At 37.8% G+C, this 21,389-nt stretch carries 24 protein-coding genes and 3 pseudogenes; 23 read left to right on the top strand and 4 right to left on the bottom strand.

The window, feature by feature from the left end; genetic code table 11:
* Positions 1-77: 77 nt before the first annotated feature.
* The 6 genes and pseudogenes from ABC374_RS13650 to ABC374_RS13625 all read left to right on the top strand — a co-directional run.
* Positions 78-206: pseudogene (locus ABC374_RS13650) on the top strand (L-dopachrome tautomerase-related protein); the annotation flags it as partial.
* A 246-nt stretch (positions 207-452) separates the two neighbouring features.
* Positions 453-1,946 (top strand): spore germination protein, encoded by a 1,494-nt coding sequence (locus ABC374_RS13645; RefSeq protein WP_413018346.1) that lies wholly within the window; start codon positions 453-455, stop codon positions 1,944-1,946.
* Positions 1,947-3,070 (top strand): annotated as a pseudogene (locus ABC374_RS13640) (GerAB/ArcD/ProY family transporter).
* Positions 3,067-3,285 (top strand): hypothetical protein, encoded by a 219-nt coding sequence (locus tag ABC374_RS13635; protein WP_413018344.1) that lies wholly within the window; start codon positions 3,067-3,069, stop codon positions 3,283-3,285. The pseudogene ABC374_RS13640 and the gene ABC374_RS13635 overlap by 4 nt, the downstream one beginning before the upstream one ends.
* Positions 3,258-4,139: a Ger(x)C family spore germination protein gene (locus ABC374_RS13630; RefSeq protein WP_459564387.1), complete on the top strand. Its 882-nt coding sequence runs from the start codon at positions 3,258-3,260 to the stop codon at positions 4,137-4,139. Before ABC374_RS13635 ends, ABC374_RS13630 begins: the two co-directional genes overlap by 28 nt.
* Positions 4,140-4,549: 410 nt before the next feature.
* Complete coding sequence (locus ABC374_RS13625; protein ID WP_413018340.1) at positions 4,550-4,813, top strand: hypothetical protein; 264 nt, start codon at positions 4,550-4,552, stop codon at positions 4,811-4,813.
* A 223-nt stretch (positions 4,814-5,036) separates the two neighbouring features.
* Here ABC374_RS13625 and ABC374_RS13620 read toward each other — a convergent pair whose 3' ends face one another.
* The gene (locus ABC374_RS13620) at positions 5,037-5,816 is read right to left on the bottom strand and encodes an SDR family NAD(P)-dependent oxidoreductase (protein ID WP_413018338.1); all 780 of its coding nucleotides are present in this window, start codon (positions 5,814-5,816) and stop codon (positions 5,037-5,039) included.
* A 357-nt stretch (positions 5,817-6,173) separates the two neighbouring features.
* Here ABC374_RS13620 and ABC374_RS13615 point away from each other — a divergent pair, with 357 nt between their 5' ends.
* From ABC374_RS13615 to ABC374_RS13575, 9 genes and pseudogenes are all read left to right on the top strand, one after another.
* On the top strand, positions 6,174-7,154 hold the full coding sequence (locus ABC374_RS13615; protein WP_249596218.1) for an SDR family oxidoreductase: 981 nt from the start codon (positions 6,174-6,176) through the stop codon (positions 7,152-7,154).
* A 1,027-nt stretch (positions 7,155-8,181) separates the two neighbouring features.
* The gene (locus ABC374_RS13610) at positions 8,182-8,466 is read left to right on the top strand and encodes a putative quinol monooxygenase (protein ID WP_413018336.1); all 285 of its coding nucleotides are present in this window, start codon (positions 8,182-8,184) and stop codon (positions 8,464-8,466) included.
* Positions 8,467-8,700: 234 nt separating this feature from the next.
* Positions 8,701-9,048 (top strand): ArsR/SmtB family transcription factor, encoded by a 348-nt coding sequence (locus ABC374_RS13605; protein WP_413020354.1) that lies wholly within the window; start codon positions 8,701-8,703, stop codon positions 9,046-9,048.
* A gap of 11 nt (positions 9,049-9,059) precedes the next feature.
* The gene (locus ABC374_RS13600) at positions 9,060-10,025 is read left to right on the top strand and encodes a TIGR03571 family LLM class oxidoreductase (protein WP_413018334.1); all 966 of its coding nucleotides are present in this window, start codon (positions 9,060-9,062) and stop codon (positions 10,023-10,025) included.
* Positions 10,026-10,062: 37 nt separating this feature from the next.
* Entirely contained in the window at positions 10,063-11,085 is a 1,023-nt protein-coding gene (locus ABC374_RS13595) for an LLM class flavin-dependent oxidoreductase (RefSeq protein ID WP_413018332.1), read from the top strand.
* 139 nt (positions 11,086-11,224) lie between these two features.
* The gene (locus ABC374_RS13590; RefSeq protein WP_413018330.1) at positions 11,225-11,530 is read left to right on the top strand and encodes an iron-sulfur cluster assembly accessory protein; all 306 of its coding nucleotides are present in this window, start codon (positions 11,225-11,227) and stop codon (positions 11,528-11,530) included.
* A 141-nt stretch (positions 11,531-11,671) separates the two neighbouring features.
* A pseudogene (locus ABC374_RS13585) lies at positions 11,672-12,183 on the top strand (type 1 glutamine amidotransferase domain-containing protein).
* A gap of 91 nt (positions 12,184-12,274) precedes the next feature.
* The gene (locus ABC374_RS13580; RefSeq protein ID WP_190269754.1) at positions 12,275-12,991 is read left to right on the top strand and encodes an SDR family oxidoreductase; all 717 of its coding nucleotides are present in this window, start codon (positions 12,275-12,277) and stop codon (positions 12,989-12,991) included.
* A 217-nt stretch (positions 12,992-13,208) separates the two neighbouring features.
* Complete coding sequence (locus tag ABC374_RS13575) at positions 13,209-13,490, top strand: colicin immunity domain-containing protein (protein ID WP_397330042.1); 282 nt, start codon at positions 13,209-13,211, stop codon at positions 13,488-13,490.
* Positions 13,491-13,811: 321 nt separating this feature from the next.
* Here the strand turns inward: ABC374_RS13575 and ABC374_RS13570 are convergent, their stop codons facing one another.
* Positions 13,812-13,946 carry a hypothetical protein gene (locus ABC374_RS13570; RefSeq protein ID WP_413018327.1) on the bottom strand — a complete coding sequence of 45 codons (135 nt, stop codon included), beginning with the start codon at positions 13,944-13,946 and terminating at the stop codon, positions 13,812-13,814.
* Between the two features lie 349 nt (positions 13,947-14,295).
* Entirely contained in the window at positions 14,296-14,736 is a 441-nt protein-coding gene (locus ABC374_RS13565; RefSeq protein WP_048686151.1) for an Rrf2 family transcriptional regulator, read from the bottom strand.
* Positions 14,737-14,962: 226 nt separating this feature from the next.
* Here ABC374_RS13565 and ABC374_RS13560 point away from each other — a divergent pair, with 226 nt between their 5' ends.
* The 6 genes from ABC374_RS13560 to ABC374_RS13535 all read left to right on the top strand — a co-directional run bounded on the left by ABC374_RS13560 (position 14,963) and on the right by ABC374_RS13535 (position 18,323).
* Positions 14,963-15,826, top strand: coding sequence for an SDR family oxidoreductase (locus tag ABC374_RS13560; RefSeq protein WP_098187397.1), 864 nt, complete (start codon positions 14,963-14,965; stop codon positions 15,824-15,826).
* A gap of 251 nt (positions 15,827-16,077) precedes the next feature.
* Positions 16,078-16,434 (top strand): DUF4181 domain-containing protein, encoded by a 357-nt coding sequence (locus ABC374_RS13555; protein ID WP_413018325.1) that lies wholly within the window; start codon positions 16,078-16,080, stop codon positions 16,432-16,434.
* On the top strand, positions 16,431-17,021 hold the full coding sequence (locus ABC374_RS13550; RefSeq protein ID WP_413018323.1) for a serine hydrolase domain-containing protein: 591 nt from the start codon (positions 16,431-16,433) through the stop codon (positions 17,019-17,021). Before ABC374_RS13555 ends, ABC374_RS13550 begins: the two co-directional genes overlap by 4 nt.
* Positions 16,997-17,203 carry a hypothetical protein gene (locus ABC374_RS13545; protein ID WP_413018321.1) on the top strand — a complete coding sequence of 69 codons (207 nt, stop codon included), beginning with the start codon at positions 16,997-16,999 and terminating at the stop codon, positions 17,201-17,203. The genes ABC374_RS13550 and ABC374_RS13545 overlap by 25 nt, the downstream gene beginning before the upstream one ends.
* Before the next feature lie 255 nt (positions 17,204-17,458).
* Positions 17,459-17,716, top strand: coding sequence for a hypothetical protein (locus tag ABC374_RS13540; RefSeq protein WP_040373705.1), 258 nt, complete (start codon positions 17,459-17,461; stop codon positions 17,714-17,716).
* 154 nt (positions 17,717-17,870) lie between these two features.
* Entirely contained in the window at positions 17,871-18,323 is a 453-nt protein-coding gene (locus tag ABC374_RS13535) for a GNAT family N-acetyltransferase (RefSeq protein WP_413018318.1), read from the top strand.
* Between the two features lie 1,792 nt (positions 18,324-20,115).
* On the opposite strand, the gene ABC374_RS13530 is transcribed toward ABC374_RS13535, so the two are convergent.
* A complete protein-coding gene (locus ABC374_RS13530; protein WP_413018316.1) occupies positions 20,116-20,415 on the bottom strand; it encodes a spore coat protein in 300 nt (99 codons plus the stop codon).
* A gap of 383 nt (positions 20,416-20,798) precedes the next feature.
* Here ABC374_RS13530 and ABC374_RS13525 point away from each other — a divergent pair, with 383 nt between their 5' ends.
* Both ABC374_RS13525 and ABC374_RS13520 read left to right on the top strand, forming a co-directional pair.
* Positions 20,799-21,014, top strand: a complete 216-nt coding sequence (locus ABC374_RS13525) for a spore coat protein (RefSeq protein ID WP_137020448.1) — start codon at positions 20,799-20,801, stop codon at positions 21,012-21,014.
* A 12-nt stretch (positions 21,015-21,026) separates the two neighbouring features.
* Entirely contained in the window at positions 21,027-21,389 is a 363-nt protein-coding gene (locus ABC374_RS13520) for a spore coat protein (protein WP_048682441.1), read from the top strand.

The following is a 21,389-nucleotide window of genomic DNA, read 5'->3' as shown; positions in this document are numbered from 1 at the left end:
AATACTAGATAAGATACCTCCCATAATTGGAGGGTTTTTTAAAAAATAAGCGTACAATCGTTAATATATTGGTAGCTTATTCACTGGATGTTGTCCTGCCTACCACTTATCTGAATGATGTCCGTTTTGATTTTCGTGTTGGAAAAGAAGGTTATGCCTATATAACGGATTCTTCTTCAAGAGGACCAGGAGCTATTATCGTCGTGCTACTTCTAGCCTTATTCATGGATAGATTGCGGCTTCCCTGAAAGATCATAAACCCAGGTTTAACTCTCTTTCTTAAATGAGTTTTTATTCTTTACAAATAGCATGAATGACACTGGTCGTCTCCGCATTGACAGAGGCGGCTTTTCGATGTGGAAATGGATAAGAAAAGGCGGAATGAGCATAATAATCCTGGAAAGAACGGGAGTTTTTACAGAACTTATTAAGGATTTCAGGTGAGAAAATATATGTTTGGGAAAAAGAAAAGCAAACAAATCCGTCATGAAAATAAGGACGGCAACCAGCTTTTTCAAAAGAATAATGATTTATCTATAGCTGCTGTCAAGGACCTGATTTCAAATATGGATGATGGAGAATTGATAGAACACAGGATTAATAAAGACCGGAATATAACTCTTATTTTCATCCGAACATTGATTGACGTTGAGAGGTTAAATGAATCCATCATTCAGCCGTTAAAAAATTGTTCTGAAGATATGATACATACCTGCATTGCCTCAGTAAAAGCGGCTGCTCTGACCAGCCTTGATGAAGCACAGCAGCTGATGATGTTGGGACATGTGCTCCTTGATGACGGCAAGGGACGCTTGTGGGCTGTTCCATTTGAAAATCCATTAGGTAGAAGCATTGAACCATCGGAAACAGAAACCATTTTATACGGTCCTAAGGACAGCTTTACCGAACAGATTGACCAAAATATCACTTTGCTTCGAAGAAGGCTTCCGGTGACTGAACTTAAAACGGAGAAGTTTTCTGCCGGGTACCTGACTAAAGCGAAGGTTGTATTACTGTATTTAGAGGGAATTGCCAATCCAGATATTGTAGATATCGCCCGCAAAAAAATTTCCAAAGTAAATTTTGATATGGTGATTGAACAGTCGAATCTGGCAGCGTTTATGGAGGATCACATCCATTCGGTCTTTCCACAGTTTCAGCAGACAGATCGTCCCGATCAATGCGCCTATTCACTTGGACTTGGAAAAATCGTCATTCTAGTGGCAAATACACCGTTTGCGTTAATTGCTCCTATCACCTTTTTTCATCTCTTTCAATCATCAGAGGACTATATCCACAAATGGATGGTTGCCAGTTTCCTGAGATGTCTTCGGTATGTAAGCTACTTGGCGTCTATTACATTAATCCCTTTTTACGTTGCGTTAACCACCCATCACTATCAGGTCATTCCGCTGCAGATTATGTTTGTTTTATTAGAATCCAGGAGTAAACTGCCATTTAGCCCCTTCTGGGAAGCGCTATTCATGCTTTTGATTCTGGAAATTATTAAAGAAGCCAGTTTGAGGATGCCATCAAAAACAAGCACAACTCTGGGTACAATCGGTGGTATTGTTATTGGCCAGGCAGCAGTGGAAGCAGGGTTTGTAAGCAAGGTGCTAATTGTTTTAGTGGGTGTAGCCGCAATTGCGTCTTTTTTAGTTCCGAATTATCTGTTAAGTAAGACTAACACACTCATTCAATTTGTATTTTTAATTTTAGCATCGTTACTGGGCATTCCGGGAATTGTGTTTGGAATGATCTATATGCTCGCACACCTTAATGGACTTACAAGCTTGAAGCAGCCATATTTTGCCCCGGTTGCGCCCTTCTATTGGAGAGATTGGATGGATTTCTTCATTCGGGCTCCTATTCCATGGATGAAAAAGCGTCCAGCACATTTACATCCTCTCTTTAAATGGAGATATAACCGAGGAGATGATCACTAGATGGGGGATTTTATATTATTTGATAAGACTGCTCAACTTGGAAAAGGATATATTATTGCATTCGCAAACCGTTCACAAATGCTTTATTTTATATTATTTTTGCCAAAGTTTTTAGAGATGCCGGATTTATTATTAGGGATACTGGCAGTAGGAATCCTATCTCAGATTAACCTGTTTATTTTATCAAAGTGCCTGTCTTCTAAATATACGCAGCAGGGGTATCATGGATTCGTTGATCTTTTAGGCCGGAGGACGCTTCGTATAATAGCCTTTGCCGGGATTGCGTTCATTTTTATAAAGATGAGTAAAATTATTCTGGGGTATGCTGAAATCGTCCATCAATTTATTTTTCCTGCTATGCAGCGACCGTGGATTATCCTGTTTATTTTGCTGATAAGCACCTATATTGCCAGTCAGGGGATGGAAAAAACACTGCGCTTTGGCATTATTGCTTTTCTATGTACCTTTTGGATCATCCTGCTTTATATTCCGTATTTCTTTCCTCCTGCAGCTGAGCTGCATGATCTATATCCTTTGATCCCAACAGATTGGTCACATAAACCCTGGAAAGGCATATTAATGGTCTGGTCCTCTTTATCAGGACCCGAATACTTAATTCTGGTGCTGCCTTGGATAAATTCCAAGCAAAAGATGCTGAGATATTTATCGTTGCAAATGCGATTTCTATTTTAGAGTATTTGCTGCTTTTCATGGCATGTCTGTTCTTTTTCGGAACCACTTACCTGGGGAAAATAGGTTTTCCGGCAGTAAATATGATCAGGTACCTTCAGTCTCCTGTTTTTGAGAGAGTGGAAATTATCATGATTTCCCTGCAAATGTTTCACTATGTTTTCTTTATATCCGTTTTGCTGCTTTGTTTATATGGTGCCATACGCATTTCTGCAGGAACTCAGTATAAAGAAACTACACGTAAAGGTTTTTATGCTGTGTGCTTACTTGTCCTGGCAGGTGCGTTTTTAATTCAGCAGTTCTATTGGAGAGAAGGAAAAGAACTAAGCCGCTGGGCAAACGTGCAATTATGGTCTGGTGCCTTTACTTATTTACTAATTCCATCTCTCCTCCTGGCTGCCACTAAAATAAAGGGGAGGCGTTCCAGTCTATGAGGGCACTCACTTCATATATGCTTATATTAAGCAGTATAGGTCTTTTAACTGGCTGTTCTCCTTTTACAAATGACAATACAGTTGAAGAAATTGCGCCTGTTACCTTTTTGTCCGTTGAAGCGGGAGGAGAAAAAGGTAAATTAAAAGTCTCTACATTGGTTCCTCCTGTCATGCAGGAAGATAAACAATTTTTTCCACCAATGTCACATTATTAGATCAGGGAAGGAGGAGCTTTAATCTGAAATATTACCGGGAAATTAAGCTCGGGCAGCTCCGTATGCTGTTTATTGATGAAAAGGTTGCCAGAAATGGAATTGTATCATTGATTAACACGCTATTAACCGATCCAGATGTATCTCCGCGGCTTTATCTCGTTGTATTGAAAGGTGATTTCGAAACATTTATCAAGAATCGTATGGAGCAGCAAAAAGATATTGATTACTATCTATACAGGATGTTTAAGCATTACGAAAAGGGGAAACAGGGAGAAATTACAGTTACAAATATTCATGAGTTTATGGAAAAAGTGTATTCTCCTTATTCAGATCCGTTCATTCCGGTATTTAAGGTGGATAAAGACAATTTTAGCTATGAGGGCACTGGATTTTTTGGGAATGGAAAGTTAAAAGGTGGTTCTGATAAGAATCAAGACCAATTTTTTCAGCTTCTTAACAAATATCATTTTCTTAATAACATGAGCATTACACCATTGGACGTCTCTCTGGGGGAAGTCCGTTCACGTGTTACGACACATGTAAATTTACATGACCATACCGTTTCATTTAAGATTCATTATAGAGGCAGAATCGATGAATATCGAGGCAACAAAGACCTGGACAGGCAGGCCAGCATTTACGAATTAGTCGACGAGCTCGAGGGATATATGGAAGAGGGCACCGTTTCACTGCTAAAAAAATTTCAGGAATTGAAAGTGGATCCCCTTGAAATTGGCGGACAGACGATGGGACCCGCTTCAAAACCCATGTCAGAAGAAGACTGGATAAAGTTCTGGCAAAGTGCAAAAATAAAAGTTGACTGTTATTTCGAACTTGAACCTTTATCCATTTAATATAGAGTACAAGTAGCTGTGATACATTTCGCAGCCTGTTTTTTTATACCTTGACAATCATTCTGCTGTCGGTGAAGGTAGTAACAAGCTATTGCGGATACCTACGGTATTATAAATTCCTCACAAGTAAAAGCTTGGGTCAAAAAATGGTATGAAGCAGGAAGTACTGAGGCCTTTAAACGATTGACATCACCGGGTTCAGGGGCTAAGGGGGTAGCAAATCCTTTAAAGGGGAAACGTATTTACTTTAGGACAAAATATTGTAAATTAATTCCGCTATATATAATCATCTTATGTTATACATATCAACTTACAATAAAAGGGCTGGCGTTTATGTAGTTATTGTTTTTGCACCACTCAGTAGTAAAAAATATCTCGAGGGGAGGAATCATTATGAGGAATGACTGTAAATGGTTGACGAAGAAAAAGATTTTCTGGTTTATATGAAATATGAATACAAAGAAGGAATGTATTGCCAAGATTGTAGAGGAAAAATCGCTAATGGTGCTTTGGACGTAAATTACGAGTGTTTAGAAAATGATGATTATTTTCTAGATCAAGATTTACCAGGAGAACTTTGGGAAAGCAGGGTTCGAAGGCAATCTAAAGATGGTTATGAGTTTGTGAAAAATGCGGAAAAAGCAGGGAATATGGGAATTGTTCCTCCGTCTTGAATTTAGTGGCAGCAGATTTTTATAAAGAGGAGACTATGGCATTTACCAACGAAGATTCTAGACTTAGCAAACATACCTATGAATATATATAATGTATTATTGCATATTTTTGGTCTTTTTTACATTCATAAAAGTAATTTTCGGTTGCCAAATCCACCTAAATAATCACAGGGACAGCTCTACTTCTTCAAAGAGGAAAGAATCCGTCCTTGTGATTAAAAACTTATTTTCTTTTGAGAAGCCAGTCTTGAAAATCGGTGGCAACTATTCTTTCACCTGTGATTCCCTCTGCAGCAGCCGAGGCTAAAAAAACGATCGGCTCGGCCATAACCCTTGGATCTAATAGCTGAAATTTTGATTCAATCTCTTCTCGAATTTCGTCCGGAATCATTCCGGTAGTAGTGGCACCACCCGGTAAAAGCATATTCATCATAATTCCATATTCCTTTAAATCTTCTGCCATTATATATGAGAGTGATTCAGTGGCTGCCCTCGATGGTCCATAAGGTACAAAACCCTTTCTTTTCATAGTCTCATGATTCATAGAAATATTAATGATTCGCCCATGACCTTGTTCGATCATTAAAGGAGCAAACCCTCGAGCTACTAAAAAATATCCTGTGAGATTGGTATCAATTAAATCTCGAAACCCCTCTGGTGTTACTTTGAAAAATGGCTGAGGCTCGACAAAAAAACGGGGGTTTACTGTCCTCATCCCAATTCCCGCATTATTGACGAAAACATCCAGCTTCCCCCATTCTCTTTTCACCCATTCGACCGCCTGATTGACGGATTGTTCTGATCGAACATCCAAAGGAATTCCAACAGCAGGATAACCCTCGCTCTTTAACTTCTCTACTGCTTGATCCAATTTAATTCCGCCTCTAGAAGCTAACGCCACCGTGGCTCCAGCGTGAAGCAACGCCTCCGCCATGGAAAATCCTAGGCCGCTTGAAGCACCTGTTACGAGGGCATGGATATTTCTTAACTCTTTTGTATTCATTGCATTTTTCCTCCGAAATGTTATTAGACCACTGACTAATACAGTATTCTGTCTAATCATCATTTTTATACTTTGCCAAAAAAGTAAGCTAGGGGGTTTTCGGACGCAGAAACAAAGGGGCAGAGTAGGAAAAAATCCATTTTTAAGCGAGGCGGATCACGATTTCGAGCAACCACTGAACAATTAACTATCTGGTGGCGCCTAAAGGTCAGTTCAATAAAGAAAAAAGGTGTCTCTTTTGAAGAAGAATACGCTTCTGTGTTGAAAGTAAACAAATTTTTTCACACTTTTTTACTTTATTTGTAGTGAACTACATATACATTCTTAAGAAGAAAATTATTTCTATAGGAGGTTTCCATGGATCAAAAGGATCAAAGTCGTCAATTAGACCAAATAAAGCAAATGCAACAAATGTTTAAAGCGAACATGAAAACTCAACCTTATCCCATGTACCCTAACTATGGGAAAATCACACGTTACCAAGAAATTCCGATAAGTTTACCTGAACAGCGCCAGCTGCGCCATCCCGGAGTGGAAAAATTAATGGTACCCCTTCCAATTATCGAAAATCCGAACTATAAAGGGAGTGGAAAGTTATCAGGAAAAGTTGCACTTATTACAGGGGGTGACAGTGGTATTGGTGCAGCAGTAGCAATTGCGTTTGCTAAAGAAGGCGCAGATGTTGCTATTTCATACTTAGATGAACATGAGGATGCAAATAGAACAAAAACGAGGATTGAACAACTCGGACAACGTTGTTTTCTAATGCCTGGTGACTTGCGGGACAAACAACAGTGTGTCTCCATTGTAGAACAAACAGTAAATACGTTTGGACGTCTCGATATTCTTTGTAACCACGTTGGTATCCAATTCCAACAACTAAGTCTGCTTGACATTACAGATGAGCAATTCGATGACACCTTCAAAGTTAATATTTACTCTCATTTTTACACAACAAGAGCAGCGCTTCCTCATTTAAAACCGGGCAGCTCAATCATTGGCACATCTTCAGTGGTGACGTATGTAGGTGAACAGCAAATGATTGATTATACGGCCACAAAAGGCGCCATAGTTGGTTGGACACGTGCCTTGGCTAAAAATGTCGTGAAACAAGGGATCCGTGTCAATGCCGTCGCCCCCGGCCGAATTTGGACCCCGCTTATTTCAGCAAGTTTCTCGTCAGATCAAGTCGCAGTATATGGAGCATTTAATCCAATGGAACGAGTTGCCCATCCATTTGAACTCGCACCAACCTTTGTCTATCTTGCTTCTGATGATTCTCGTTTTGTTACTGGTCAAGTTCTTCATGTTGATGGGGGAGAATCCACACATTCCTAATGGAAGGGGGTTACCATTTTGAGATATGAATTTAATCCAGAAGTAAAGCTATTGCTAGTAAACCAATCAAATGAAAAAGTAAAGATGGTCTATATGGAGGATTCCTGGCCAATGTCTAAAATTGCACTTAGACCACCATACTATTGCTACCCAAGTTACGAGCTGAATTATCCAATAATCTAAATAATAACACTTGACACTTGCATTTTTTTAGAGGTGATATTAAAAAATGTAAGTGTCAAGTGTATATAAATATTTTTTTTGTATATTGATAAGTAGAGTATAGTTTTTAGGAAACGAATTGGTATTAAGTTTATGGGTTGGAAAGTTAATTGGATACATTGTAATGAGGAGCACCAGAGATATAGTCCAAGAGGGGAGAACTATATGGAAGTTGAATTTAGTGAATTGAATCCCCAAGGAAGACTTTATAAGATTACATTAAACAACAGGATGGAATGCTAAAGGCTGTATTCATATGACCAGCTATATACCGCAATTTGTAACAGCTGGTATTCCATTTCTATTTATCATAATAAAAATTTAATAGGATTTGGCAGGATTATATCAGATGGGATTTATCAAACTTTAATTTGTGATGTGATGGTCGATGCCGAATACCAAAAAACAAGGCATTGGAAAAAAAGTAATGAAATCATTACAAAAAATATGAGGAAGAAGATATTAAGTGGGTTCAATTATTTAGCGCAAAAGGAAAACAAGATTTTTATAAGAAATTAGGTTTTGAAGCCTCAGAATCTGAAGCCCCTGGTATGTCCTTATTTTTATAATTTATTAAGGCACAGATTGGGTTGCTGCTTATGAGGTTTTATCAATGTGTATCAAGTCCTTTACTAATTTAAGCCTAACTAAAAAAGTTAAGAGAAAAAATTAAAAGCTTACATAACTGAAGCGGATAAGAGATTAAAAAGGGTATATTTTTTACACGATGCTGGGAGGGACATAAACTCCACTGCCACCAACTTTTAAAAGAAAGACAAACTACTCATTATTAAGGGGGATGAAAATGGAGCATATTGTAATTACTGCTGTATTAAAACCAAAAGAAGGCCTGCAGGGGCAACTATTATCAGAACTCAAAAAGGTACAAGCGGCATCAAGGGAAGAGGCGGGTTGTATAAAGTATGACTTGCACCAATCTGAAGATCAAACTTTTGTTTTATATGAAATGTGGAAGGATGAGGAAGCGCTGGAACACCATATTCAGTCGGCTCATTATCAGGAATACAGGAACTATATTGCAGACCTTGTATCAACTAGAGAAGTGTATAAGCTGAAAATAATGGAATAAGTTCACAAAGATGGAGTGGCGGAAACGTCGGAAAAACCTGTTATATGCAGGTTTTTTAGTCGTCTTTTTTAAGATGGGAGCTTTTCGCCGTATCTCCTTCGAAACAAATCTTTTGATTTGGACGGACCAGATGGCTATTATATTAATATCGCTAATTACCGATTTGGCGTGATGCTTTCAGATCATCTATCCAGCTTCCATTGGGATAGTGATAATCGATATAGAAAGAGGCAAATGACATTGAAGCAGGAATTGGAACGCTTAAATGATGAACAAGCCGTTGAAATTTTTAAGGCATTGTCGAACCAGACGAGGGTGAGCATTCTTCAAATGTTAAAAGATCCCGACAGTCATTTTTCACCGCAAGCCCATATTATTACTGATGAAGGATTTAAAGGCGGGGTTTGCGTAGGGGATATCCGAAGCAAGGCCGGGATTTCGCAATCCACTACTTCACAGTATTTATCGATTCTGCTGCAAAGCGGACTGGTTGAAATGAAGCGAATCGGACAATGGACGTATTATCGCCGTAATGAGGAGACGATTAAAAAGTTCGAAAAATACATTGGTACAAAAATTTAAGGAGAATTGAAGTGAGTTTATTACAGCATCGAGCATTTAACAGGTTGTACCAAAAGGATAAAATGACGCTTGGTTTCACGATTCCGACGGCAAGGATGTCCAAATATCCGATTATGGAAAATCAGCTGTCGCTTGCCCGCAAAATTGAAGACCATGGTTTCGCGGCATTGTGGCTTCGGGACGTTATGATTCAGAATTTGAATATTGATGATAATGGTCAAATGTATGATGTATGGATTTATTTGACCTATCTTGCGGCCCATACCAAGGATATTGCACTTGGGACGGCGAGTGTGGTCCTCCCGCTGCGCCATCCTGTCCGAGTGGCAAAGGAAGCATCATCTATTGACCGGTTGTTTCCCGAACGCCTGATCATGGGAGTGGCTTCAGGAGACCGGGATAAAGATTTCACAGCTTTGGGAATATCCAAGCTCGAAAGTGGAAGGCTGTTTAAAAAGAATTATGCATTCCTTGAAATGCTGTTAAAGGAGGACAATCCGACAATCAACAGCGATTTAGGCATCATCGATGGAACGGATATGAGAATGATCCCCAAACCTTATTCTTCGATTCCAACCATGATGACAGGATTCAGCAATCAATCGATTGAATGGATCGCCCAGAATGGGGACGGCTGGATCCAGTACCCGAGGATTATCCCACAACAAACTCAATTGATTAACGAGTATCGCGAGTTGTCGGAAATTCACGCACCAGGAGTGTTTAAACCTTTCACTCAGACTTTATTTATCGATTTATCGGAAAATCCCGATTCGTTTCCTGTTCCGATTCCGTTAGGATTTCGTGTAGGGCGCAAACAGTTATTAGAAATTCTATATCAATTTCAATCCATTGGTGTCAATCACCTGGCATTTGTATTGTATTTTTCAAAGCGCCCTCCCGAGGAAGTCATCCAGGAGCTTGGAGAGTTTGTGTTGCCTTACTTTCCGACTCATGAAATTCCAGTATTAGATTAGTTTTTAAAAAAATTAGATAAGGGAAGAAGATGAATTTATGTCTAAACATGCAAATAAACTAAACGAAATTCCATTCTCGGTGCTTGATCTTTCACCGATAACAGCCGGAAGTACTCCTGCTGACTCTTTCCGCCATACATTGGAACTCGCACAGCTTGCTGAAAAACTTGGTTACAACCGTTTTTGGCTCGCTGAACATCATAATATGCCGTTTATCGCCAGTTCCGCCACTTCTGTGGTGATGTCCCATGTGGCAGCCGGTACATCAAAAATCAGGATTGGTTCAGGAGGAATCATGCTGCCGAACCACGCACCGCTCGTCATCGCTGAGCAGTTTGGCACTCTTGAATCATTATATCCTGGGCGAATTGACCTTGGTCTGGGGCGGGCACCCGGTACAGATCAGGGGACCGCTCGTGCATTGAGACGCGACTTGGGAAGTACCGGAGATGACTTTCCTGAGCAATTAGCGGAACTCCGCGGTTACTTTGATCCATCCCTGGCACAAGGGAACCCTATAAAAGCCATTCCAGGTGAAGGTTTGAATATTCCAATCTGGCTGCTGGGTTCAAGCGGCTTCAGTGCAAAGCTGGCCGGAGAACTGGGTTTGCCATTCGCGTTTGCCGCCCATTTCTCGCCACTTAACACTCTGGGTGCTCTACAGATCTATCGCAAGGCGTTTAAGCCTTCGAATGTTCTCGATAAGCCGTATGCGATGTTGGCATTGAATATCATTACAGCAGAAACGGATAAAGAGGCAAAGCGCCTTTTTACAACAATACAGCAGCAATTTTTGAATCTGATGAGTGGCAACCTTAAACCGCTTCAACCACCGGTAGATGACATATCCGAAGTGGCCAGCAGCTACCAATTAAAGGCTCTCGAGCAGCAATTAGGCTCATCAATCGTTGGCAGCCAGCAGACGGTAAAGGACAAGCTGCATATATTTTTGGAGGAGAGCCAGGCTGATGAAATCATGGCCATTGCCCAAGTTTACGACCACAAAGCTCGCCTGCATTCATACGAGCTTCTGGCAGAAATCACAAAAAGTGAAAGGTAAAAAGGAGGACATCAGCAAGGAATCCTTTTTGATTTTTCCTAAGGCATTGAATATGGATGAAACCGTGAGATCATGTTATGAGCTTGTTTAGGATTCCTTAATTAAAAAGTTAAAAGTTGTTAGAATAGGAGACAATGATATGAACTGCAAAATTAACCGAAATGCTGCTAAAGTGCTGAAACAAATGTTGGAAATTGAAGAGGCTGAAGGGAAAATGGTTCGTGTCTACGTTACATTGGACCATGGGGACCATGCCCATTATGAAGTAAAACTTGATACGCCCACGGACCATGATGAAATTGTGAAAACAGACAAAGGCATTGATGTTTTGCTTGATAAAAGGGAACCGTTTTTAGATGGGGTTTGGATCAGGTATTTCTATGTGCCTCAAGCACAAGCAGGATTTGACATCACGAATTCTTCTAAAGGGCATCCCCATCATTAAACACGTGACAGAGCGATACTAAATGTTTTTATACCCTCATATATCTAGCAGTATACTAAGCACGGTAGATTACTTGTATTTATTGTGTTAAATGAGAATAATACCAACGATGCTTATACAATTTTAAGGAGGCTTATCATAATGAGCAAAAAAATCGCTTCACTAATAACAGACTTATTTGAAGATCTAGAATTCACAGAACCAGCACAAGCATTTAAAGATGCGGTCATCAAGGATCATAATCGACATACAGGCTGGAAAAGATATTACTGGTAAAAAAGGTGAAGCAGTAAAAATAGATAAAGGAATTGGGGAAGTTAATCCTCAAGACTTTGATGCTTTACTCATCCCTGGCGGCTTCTCTCCTGATTTATTACGTGAAGACGACAGGTTTTGGTGAATTCGCAAAAGCATTTATACAAGAAGGTAAACCTGTTTTTTCCATTTGCCATGGCCCTCAAGTATTTATTGATACAGACCTATTAAAAGGCGTGGACATAACAGGTTTTAAATCAATAAGGAACGATCTCAAAAATGCAGGTGCTAACTACAAAGATGAAGAAGTTGTGGTAAGCAAAAATATTGTAACAAGCCGTTTTCCGAATGACATTCCTGCCTTTAATCGTGAATCCTTAAAATTATTAGCTGAATAATAGCGTAAGTACTCAATAGTATCGTTTTAGGAATTAATATTTCACAATGAATTTCAATACAAAAAAGTTTTAAGAAGGAAGGGTTTTTACTATGTCATTAAATGGTAAACGAGTAGTTGTTTTAGGGGGTACTTCTGGTATTGGTTTAGCAACTGCCAAAGCGTTTCTCGATCAATCAGCTCAAGTGATCATTGCCAGCCGTTCTGTTTCCAAATTAAATGAAGCAAAACAAGTTCTTGGTGGCTATGTAGAAGGAAATGAAATCGATTTTCGAAGCGAAGAAAAAGTAGCAGAATTTTTCAGCAAGGTTGGAAAATTTGACCACCTTGTGGTAACAGCAGGAGAAGGAGCAATGGGGCACTTTAGTGAATTGCCTGTGGCAAGTGCTAAAGAGGCGTTTGATAGTAAGTTCTGGGGGCAATATATTACAGTCCGTTCAGCACTTCCATATTTAAACAATGAGAGCTCAATCACCTTAACCTCTGGTGTATATGGCGTTCGTCCTCCTCAAGGCGCTACTACGTTAGCGGCAATCAATTCAGCCATTGAAGGATTGGTTCGAGGACTTTCCGTAGACTTAGCCCCTATTAGGGTAAACGTGGTTTCACCTGGAATTGTAGACACTCCAATCTATGCTGGAATGCCAGATGATCAGAGGCAAGCACTGTTCAACGGTATTGCACAACAGCTCCCTGTTGGACGGATTGCAAAGCCGGAAGACATAGCTGAAACCTATGTATACCTTGCTAAAAATGGTTTTACTACTGGTACGGCTGTTCTTATTGATGGTGGAGCCCACTTAGTATAATGGCCTTGTGGAACGGAAGCTTATCACCCTACCAAGCAGCGGGTTCTAACTAAAATAGAAATAAGTTAAGAATTAAACTAACGGGTGCGTTAGCTGAAGATCGGAGCTGTCTTTAAGGCAGCTTTTTCCTATGGAACTAACGGGGCAGGTTAGTTGCATAAGAAATGCTATAATATCACTAATTTTATCTTTGGATTCTCTAGTGAGAGGGGATAAAATGTTCATAAACAAATATAAGCAAATAATGGTAGATTTTTTAGAGGGGAATATGTCGGCAGATGAATTTCAAACCCGTTATATGGAAAAGTTTTTAAAAGCGAATGATAAGTTGGATGAGGCGCATTTTGAAATACTGAATGGGGTGTTTGAGTCGGCAGATTGTTACTGGCACGAATGTCTTCCTGGACAAGAAACTTCATCTGAAATTTCTGAACAACAACTAAGAAATGAAATAAATGAAGCATTAATTAAATTAAATATATTGTTAGATAGTCGTTAGCTCTTCTTCAACTAACGGGTGCTTTGGCAGCTCTTTTTGTTATGCAACTAAAGGGGCAGGTTAATCCAATAAGAATTGCTATACTAAATTGGGGGGATTAATGAAGATAGACATTGGGATTTTACCACATAAGTATGTTTCTAAAAAAGACTGTACTTGCAAAGCTATGGAGTATGTAAAGAAGAAATTTCAGGACTAAAAAAAGTCTATTATACCTATGAAGAGTCAAGTAATTCTTCATGTTAGTGGATTGCTTTACTCTTCATTTTCGTTCACCTGCAAGTTTCTTTTCGGAAAAGCAAAGAAATCACGAGTTTGTACTTATTTGGCATTGCGCGGGGGCTTATTAGTTGGATAAATTGCTTTTTCCAAGTCTTCTGCTGCGATCACTGGATCTACTGTATTGCTATTAGCTTTTCCCTTCTGACTATAGTCTTTATCACGCTTTTGGCTCATGTTTAGAACCTCCCTCCATGTAGCTTCATTTGTTAAGATGGACTAATAGATGGCGACTTATTCACCAAACGAGAAGGGCCTTTTTTGATGTGAATACATCCATATAGGGTTTAATATGTAAATGATGTCAGCTAATGTTGATATACAATTCAATGTATAAACTTTCCCCTCTTTAAATTGTATTGATATTGTGAAATGTTGTACTTAAACTAACGGGTGCTTTACTTCATTACCAAGCGAATCAGTAGCTCCTTTTGTTATGCAACAAACGGTGCAGGGCAGGTTAAAGAAGGGATTTGGACTACGAATAAAAGACATTCTGTTTTCAAGAATGTCTTTTATTAATTTATTATTGTATTTTAAGTTTTTCTTTTTCAACAATATCCTTAGCAATATCTTCAATGGTTACATTTCCCAGTACCTTTTCCATAGCAAATTGAGCTGCTGACAACACAGGAGTGATCGAATCTTGAATGTTCCTGCCCACAAGGCAATCAGGGTGCGGATTTTCATGCACACTAAACAATTCTTTTTCCTGCACAACATCGACCGCCTTATAAACGTTAAGTAATGTTATATAAGAAGGTTCCTTGGCTAGTTTTGCCCCTGCAATACCAGGTTGTACTTCAATTAACCCTGCCTTTTTTAACATACCCATAATTTTTCTTATCAAGGTTGGGTTCGTGTTTACGCTCCCCGCTAAGAACTCTGATGAGCTTATTCCCTCTTTATTTAATTCAATAAGAGCTAATATATGAACACCAACGGTAAATCGGCTGCTGATGGACATATCATTCACCTACCTTTTACTTCATCGCAAAGTTTATTACACAGATTAATCATGTATTTAATTTGATTACAACGTATTATACCTTAAAATTTGAAGAAAATATAAAAGGTTTATAAATTGGTTGACAAGACAACTGCATGTATCTATTATAAATACATGTATTAGATATAGATACAGGTTAATGGATGTTTAATTTGAATATAAAAAATTATTGGAGGAATACCAAATGAAAATATTAGTAACAGGAGCAACAGGAAAGTTGGGAACGAAAGTTGTAGAAACCTTATTGAAAACTGTACCAGCTAATCAACTGGCTGTAAGTGTGCGAAATCCAGAGAAAGCTGAAGAATTAAGAACTCGCGGAGTAGACGTACGTCAAGGAGATTTTGATCGTCCAGAAACATTGGATACAGCTTTTGCAGGAATTGATCGCTTGTTAATTATTTCTGCGGATGGAGACAATGAAACAAGGATACGTCAGCATTCAAATGCGGTAGTTGCGGCAGAGCGTGCTGGAGTTAAATTTATTGCTTATACTAGCTTGGCCAATGCAAAGGAAAGTAAAAATTTTCTTGCTCCAACGCATCAGGCAACAGAAGAATCCATTCTGAAAACAGGCATTCCATACTCCTTCTTACGCAACAACTGGTATTTGGAGAATGAAATTTCAAGTATTCAAGGTGTTCAAGCAGGAGCTCCTTGGGTGACATCAGCAGGAAATGGCAAGGTAGGATGGGCACTACAACAAGATTATGCAGAAGCTGCGGCATCGGTACTATCTGGTAACGGACACGAAAATACAATCTATGAGCTTTCTGGCAAGTTATTGACTCAGGAAGAACTTGCATCTGCAGTTGGTAATGTATTGGGTAAAGAAGTACCTGTTCAACAGGTTGATGATGCTACTTATGCTGATATTATGAAAAATGTTGGCTTACCTGATTTCCTTATTCCTATGCTCATTGATATCCAAAAAGGCGTTCGAGAAGGCACCCTTGAAGTAGAAAGCAATGATTTCGAAAAACTTCTTGGACGGTCAGCTACACCAATTAGTGAGGGCTTAACTCAAATCATTAAAGGTATCTCTTAAACAGCATAATTGAACTTAATTTAAACTAGAAAGGTCGGTCGGTCGGTTTTAAATATAAGAATCATGCAACGCCAATAAGAGATTACTTGTATTCAATATGTAAAATGTTCATGGGGAAGGTTGCTAAGGCAGCCTTTTTCTTATAGAGCTAAAGGGGCAGGATAGTTTGAATAAGATACAAATAATATTGTGGTAAATTATAGATAAAGTGGTTAAAAGGGGATATTTAATTCGAATTCTTAGTGTTCATTATGTTCTTTATCATTATTATTCTTCTTTCGCTCTTTATAAATAAATTTCTAACGAAATGGCTTGGTGTAGAAAAGAAAGAAAAGATATCAGAAACTTCTGGTAAGAATAATGACCGATGGGGAAGAGGTCTAATCCTATTAACTTTATGTATTCTTCCCTATGCAATAGAAGAGGACATAAATGTTGTAAAGTGGTATATGTGCTTTTTTATTGTATCATTTGGTTTTCAGTCGTTTATGGAGTGGAAGTACCTGAAAACCTCAAAACAATATGTCATTACACTTACTTACCTATTGTTAGCTTTAGTTATCATGTATAATGTAGATTATTTTTTTTACCGAATCTTACTCTTGTGAATGATAATAAATTTACTGAAAACCAATATGTTACATTAAGAAACTTGCTTAGTCATCAATCTGGAATTATAGATCCTGAAGATAGTTTTATGGAACTTAATTCGAATGTCGGTATTCCCTCTATTGTTGACCTATTAAAGGGACACACACCCTATTGTAAAGTACCTATTCAAGTGAACTATGAACCTAAGAGTGACTTTCAATATTCAGATGCGGGCTATTGTATAATACAACTACTGATAGAAGATGCGACTGGTAAACCTTTCGAAGATATAATAGACGAACTAATATTTCAACCATTACAAATGCACAACAGTTCATTAGCAATGACCATTTCAGAAGAGAAAAACGATAACTTTTCTTGTGGTCATAAAAAATGTGGAGAATTAGCTGATGGAAAATATGCTATATACCCTTATCAAGCTGCGTCAGGGCTATGGACAACACCTTCAGATTTATCCATTTTGGTTATTGAATTAATTAATTCTTTAAAAGGTAAAAGTAAGATTGGACTTTCTGTAAGTAAAGCAAAAGAAATAATAACCTCCCAAGGTTGTAAAGAGTGGACTGGATTAGGGGGGGTTTAGATGATTCAAAAGGAGAACTAGAAATTTCATCGCTTGGTTGGGGAGTGGGCTTTCAATGTATGATGGTTGCATATCCCTATTTAGAAATAGGATTAGTCATAATGACAAATACAGATTTAGGTGTCCATCAATTGAAAGGGATCATTGGTGAAATATATGATTCCTACGCTTCTGGATTGTGAAGAAATGTACTTAAACTAACGGGTGCGTTAGTTCTATAACAGGGGTTGCTTCGGCAGCCTTTTTCTTATTGAACTAAAGGGGCAGTTCATTAAGAAATGAAACGTGATTTGACGCTATTCTTTTTATAGCTGATTTTCACTTTTACTGGCATACAAACGCTTCTCTATTCCTCCTTAATAATGCTTAGTTAAATAATTTTATTGACCCTTCGATTGGTCATTTATGGTAAAGTGACAAATAAAGGGGGAGTTGAATTGAGAAAGTATCTAGGCATTATATCTATTCTAATACTAATAGGAACCTACTGCATTTTCTATATACCTGGAATTGATAAATTACCATTACCTCACTGGTTTTTGTATGTGTTTTTTTTGACTGGCTATATCGCTGCTGCCTTTGCTTCATGGTACAGTCATAGTGGGTTTTGGAGAAGAGCGTCAGCAACGATTTTAATTATTCTTCCAATTGGTTTCATTATTCTCGTTGTAGGAATTTCTATATCAGGATTGTAACGGTTAAAAAATAATTACTAAAAGTATCACCGTGTTGTTTAGAAGCTGTCTTTAAGGTAGCTTTTTCTTATGGCACTAACGGGGCAGGATAGTTCATTAGTTAGTATGGTAAACAAAAATTTGTGATAGGGTTGATTGGAAGGAGGAATTATTAATGCAGAATACAATTCGTGTATTGTCAGAAAAAGATTTAGAAGAAGAATCAAAGATTTTCACCAATATTTTTAGCTCTAATCCTTGGAACGAACCTTGGAGTTTACAAACATCTTACAAACGATTGTTAGATATAAGTAAGACTCCTGGCTATATTGGAATAGGTTATTTTAATTCTAATAATCAAATGATTGGCTTTTTAGTTGGAAATGAAGAGCAATGGGCTGATAGCAAGCACTTTTACATAAATGAAATCTGTGTTCTAAATAATATTCAACAAAACGGCGTTGGTACGAGCTTACTAAAATATTTAGGGAATATCCTTACACAGAGAAAAGTCGATGTCGCATATTTATCAACCGAGAGAGGCAAAGGTAAACCGGAGTTGTTTTTCAGAAAGAACGGCTTTGTGACAAACGAGTCTCGAATATTAATGACGATGAGCGTTTCTTGAATTAAATACCTAAAAACTTTAATTCTTCTTCAACTAACGGGTGCTTTACTTCAATAAGGGAGGTTGCTGAGGCAGCCTTTTTCTTATGGAACTAGGGAGGTAGTTTAGTTGAAAAAGCTTAGTTTGAACACACAGTGAATGACCTTTGCTTTCATAATATGACTGTATGGATATGTGTAGTACAGTATCTCAGTTTCTTTGGACTGTGTTTTAAAATAATGCAAGTTGCTCATAGTTTTCTTTTAAAACTATTTGACGAAGGACAATTATTAATAAAGGTCGGTAATGTTCCTGGTTGGAATCTTATATGACACTCCTCACAAGTAATCTTAACAAGAGTGCACTCTGCAGAATTACTTGCCATAAATGTTTCTCCTTCTACAAAAAGATCAACTGTAAATGAAATAGCTCCAAAGGCTATCTTCAAAAGATCACTCATTTCTTTTTCAAACTATGATGAACCTCTAAAGGAATTTTTTGAAATTTGTTGAATTTCTTTAGATAAGATTCAATGAAAGGTGGAAAAAAATGAAGATAGCCAGTTCTCCTATTAATAGTAAAATAAACAATGTTTTTATCCATGTTAAAGATTTAAAAAAATCAGTTGAATGGTATTGCAGTCTCCTTGGTATCCCTCAGAAAATGACTTTGTAGAATCACCTGTTTACAATATCCCTGTAACAAGTGAAACTGGATTAACCTTAGATGACCATACGTTTGATCCGAATTTTATATTTAAGCCATCCAATAACGTCTTATTTAACTTCTACGCAGCGAAGTTAACCAATTCATCAAGAGTAATAACATATCCATTGTCAAAGAAATAGAGCGAATTGGAGATTTTGCTTATTTTAACTTTCAAGATCCAAATGGTAATGTACTTATGATTTGTAATGGTTAATTTTCTTTGGGAGTAGTCGGCTATACTACTCCTTTTAACTTTTTTTGCAGTTTGCGTCAACGCTACAACAAGTCTTAAGAAACTAATGGGTGCGTTAGCGTAATTTGTAAGGTTCAATGGATGTATGGAAATGGTCCGGCTTATTTTGAGTTAGTAAAACAACAAGGGCTAGAAGGAATTGTAAAAAAAGGAAATTGAAAATATCAGATTGGTAAACGATTGCAGGGCTCAAGGTTATCTATTATCAATATACCGATGCAGTAATAACTGGATTGTGAAAAGATGAATTTGGTTTGCTTCTATGGATTGAAGAAAATAACCGAATAAAGCCAGCTGGTATAATAGAGTTTGTCACTCCTGCAGCGAGGAAAAAATATTCTATAGTCAGTATCAGATTTAATTGTAGATGAAAACAAGAAAATGAAAATTATTTATTTAGATTCGAAGATTAAGTGCAAGGTAAAGTTTAGAAATTATACAAAGGGCGGCTTGCTCCGCATTGCTGTCTTATATAATCAAATAAAATAGTGAAGGTGATTTTACTTTGTGTATAGAAAATCCAGAAGGTAATTATTTATGACCACGAAGATTATCCTGACGTTAGTGGTCGCTATGACAATTGCGGTAAAGCTTAGTTTGAAAGTTCGGTTAAATATATTCGTAAATGCAGAGAGTATGGCATGAAGAAATCGATTTAACCCTAGTAAGAAAGAAGTGAAAATCGTTTAGATTGGATCATCTACATTACCATTATTACCTTGTTTTGCTAAGCACTTCCTATAATATACCCCTAAAAAAAGCAATGTTTCTCAAGTTCGAGAAATTCATTGCTTTTTTCGACTTGCCCGAACCTCTGTGTAATCTTTCTGTTTTCACATCCATGAGGTGACTTTATTGTTGAGGAAGGTTTAGGGCTGTATTTGCTGTATTTAAATCAACTTGTAATTGTTCACTTAAATCATGTGGATGATAGTAACCTTTTGAAATCATATAGTTACTTATCTCTCCGTGTCTTTCTACAGCGACACGAAGCTGTTCTCTTAAGGCTGCTTTCAATTCAGGTGTTTTTGTTTCTGTAATGGCAAAAGCAAGATTTCTAATTCCAGATTTTGCGGATATTAAGAAGTCAGTTGCAATCACCTGATCACTCATGCCACCCATCCCCGCCATATTTTGCAAAAAATTTGTCATTACTGTTCCCCTCGATTCGTCAGAATTTCCTGGAGTGTTTGAATATCTTGTGTCCCAGTGCTCATGTCTTTTAATAGAATATTTTGTAGTTCTGTATCCTGCACTAAACTGCTCATTGTAGAGGACTTTGTTAGACAAAGACTCTTGAAATTTAAAATTTCGTGCGCCTCTAAAGTCTCATGCAGTCCTAAATTTTTCGTCATGATTTTTCACTCCATTTCTTTGAGAATTCACTTACATATCTTTCGTAATACAAAAGTTTTTATACATCATCATTTGCAAAGGAAACGTTTATTTTAAACTACCTATCGGTCAATATTCCGTATAACAAACAGATGAACTGGGAAAAGTATTTTTGTTATATAGATTAGGGAGGTGAACGTATGGAAAATGAAAGCTTGGCATTTCATGAAACCATGGAAACACATGAAATTTTAAATTTTAAAACAATAGGTTTGATGAGATCTAAATTAATGCAAGGAATTTGCTTTGACAATGACTTAAAAGCATTAATGGAAAAAGACGTACAACAATCTATAGCTGCTATAAACGAGCTAAAGGGATTTTATACACAAGCCCGAACAAACTATGAAAAATGAGGTGAAATTTAAATGGAAATGGATTTTTTAGATCCTCAAGGCGCTGAACATATGCCGGAAATGGCTGATTCCTCTTTCGCGTTAGATTTTCTACTCTCTATCAAAAGTGGGATTCATACTTATGGTATTGCATTATCTGAAACAGCGAATCCCGCATTGAGAAAAGCATTGTACCAGCAAATGGAGCAATCTATTGACTTACATGGTGAGTTATCCGATTTAATGATCAGGAAGGGCTGGCTTTATCCGAACGATGTAGGTAAACAGGTGGAATTAGATTTGAAATCAGCCGATATGGCGGTTAGTATCGCTGGAATGAATCTTTTCCCGAATGATACTGACAGACTCGGCATGTTCGCAACGCCGAATAAATAA

The organism is Peribacillus phoenicis, from assembly GCF_047238085.1.
Classification (GTDB): Bacteria; Bacillota; Bacilli; order Bacillales; family DSM-1321; genus Peribacillus.
This window is presented reverse-complemented; position numbering and strand designations above follow the sequence as displayed.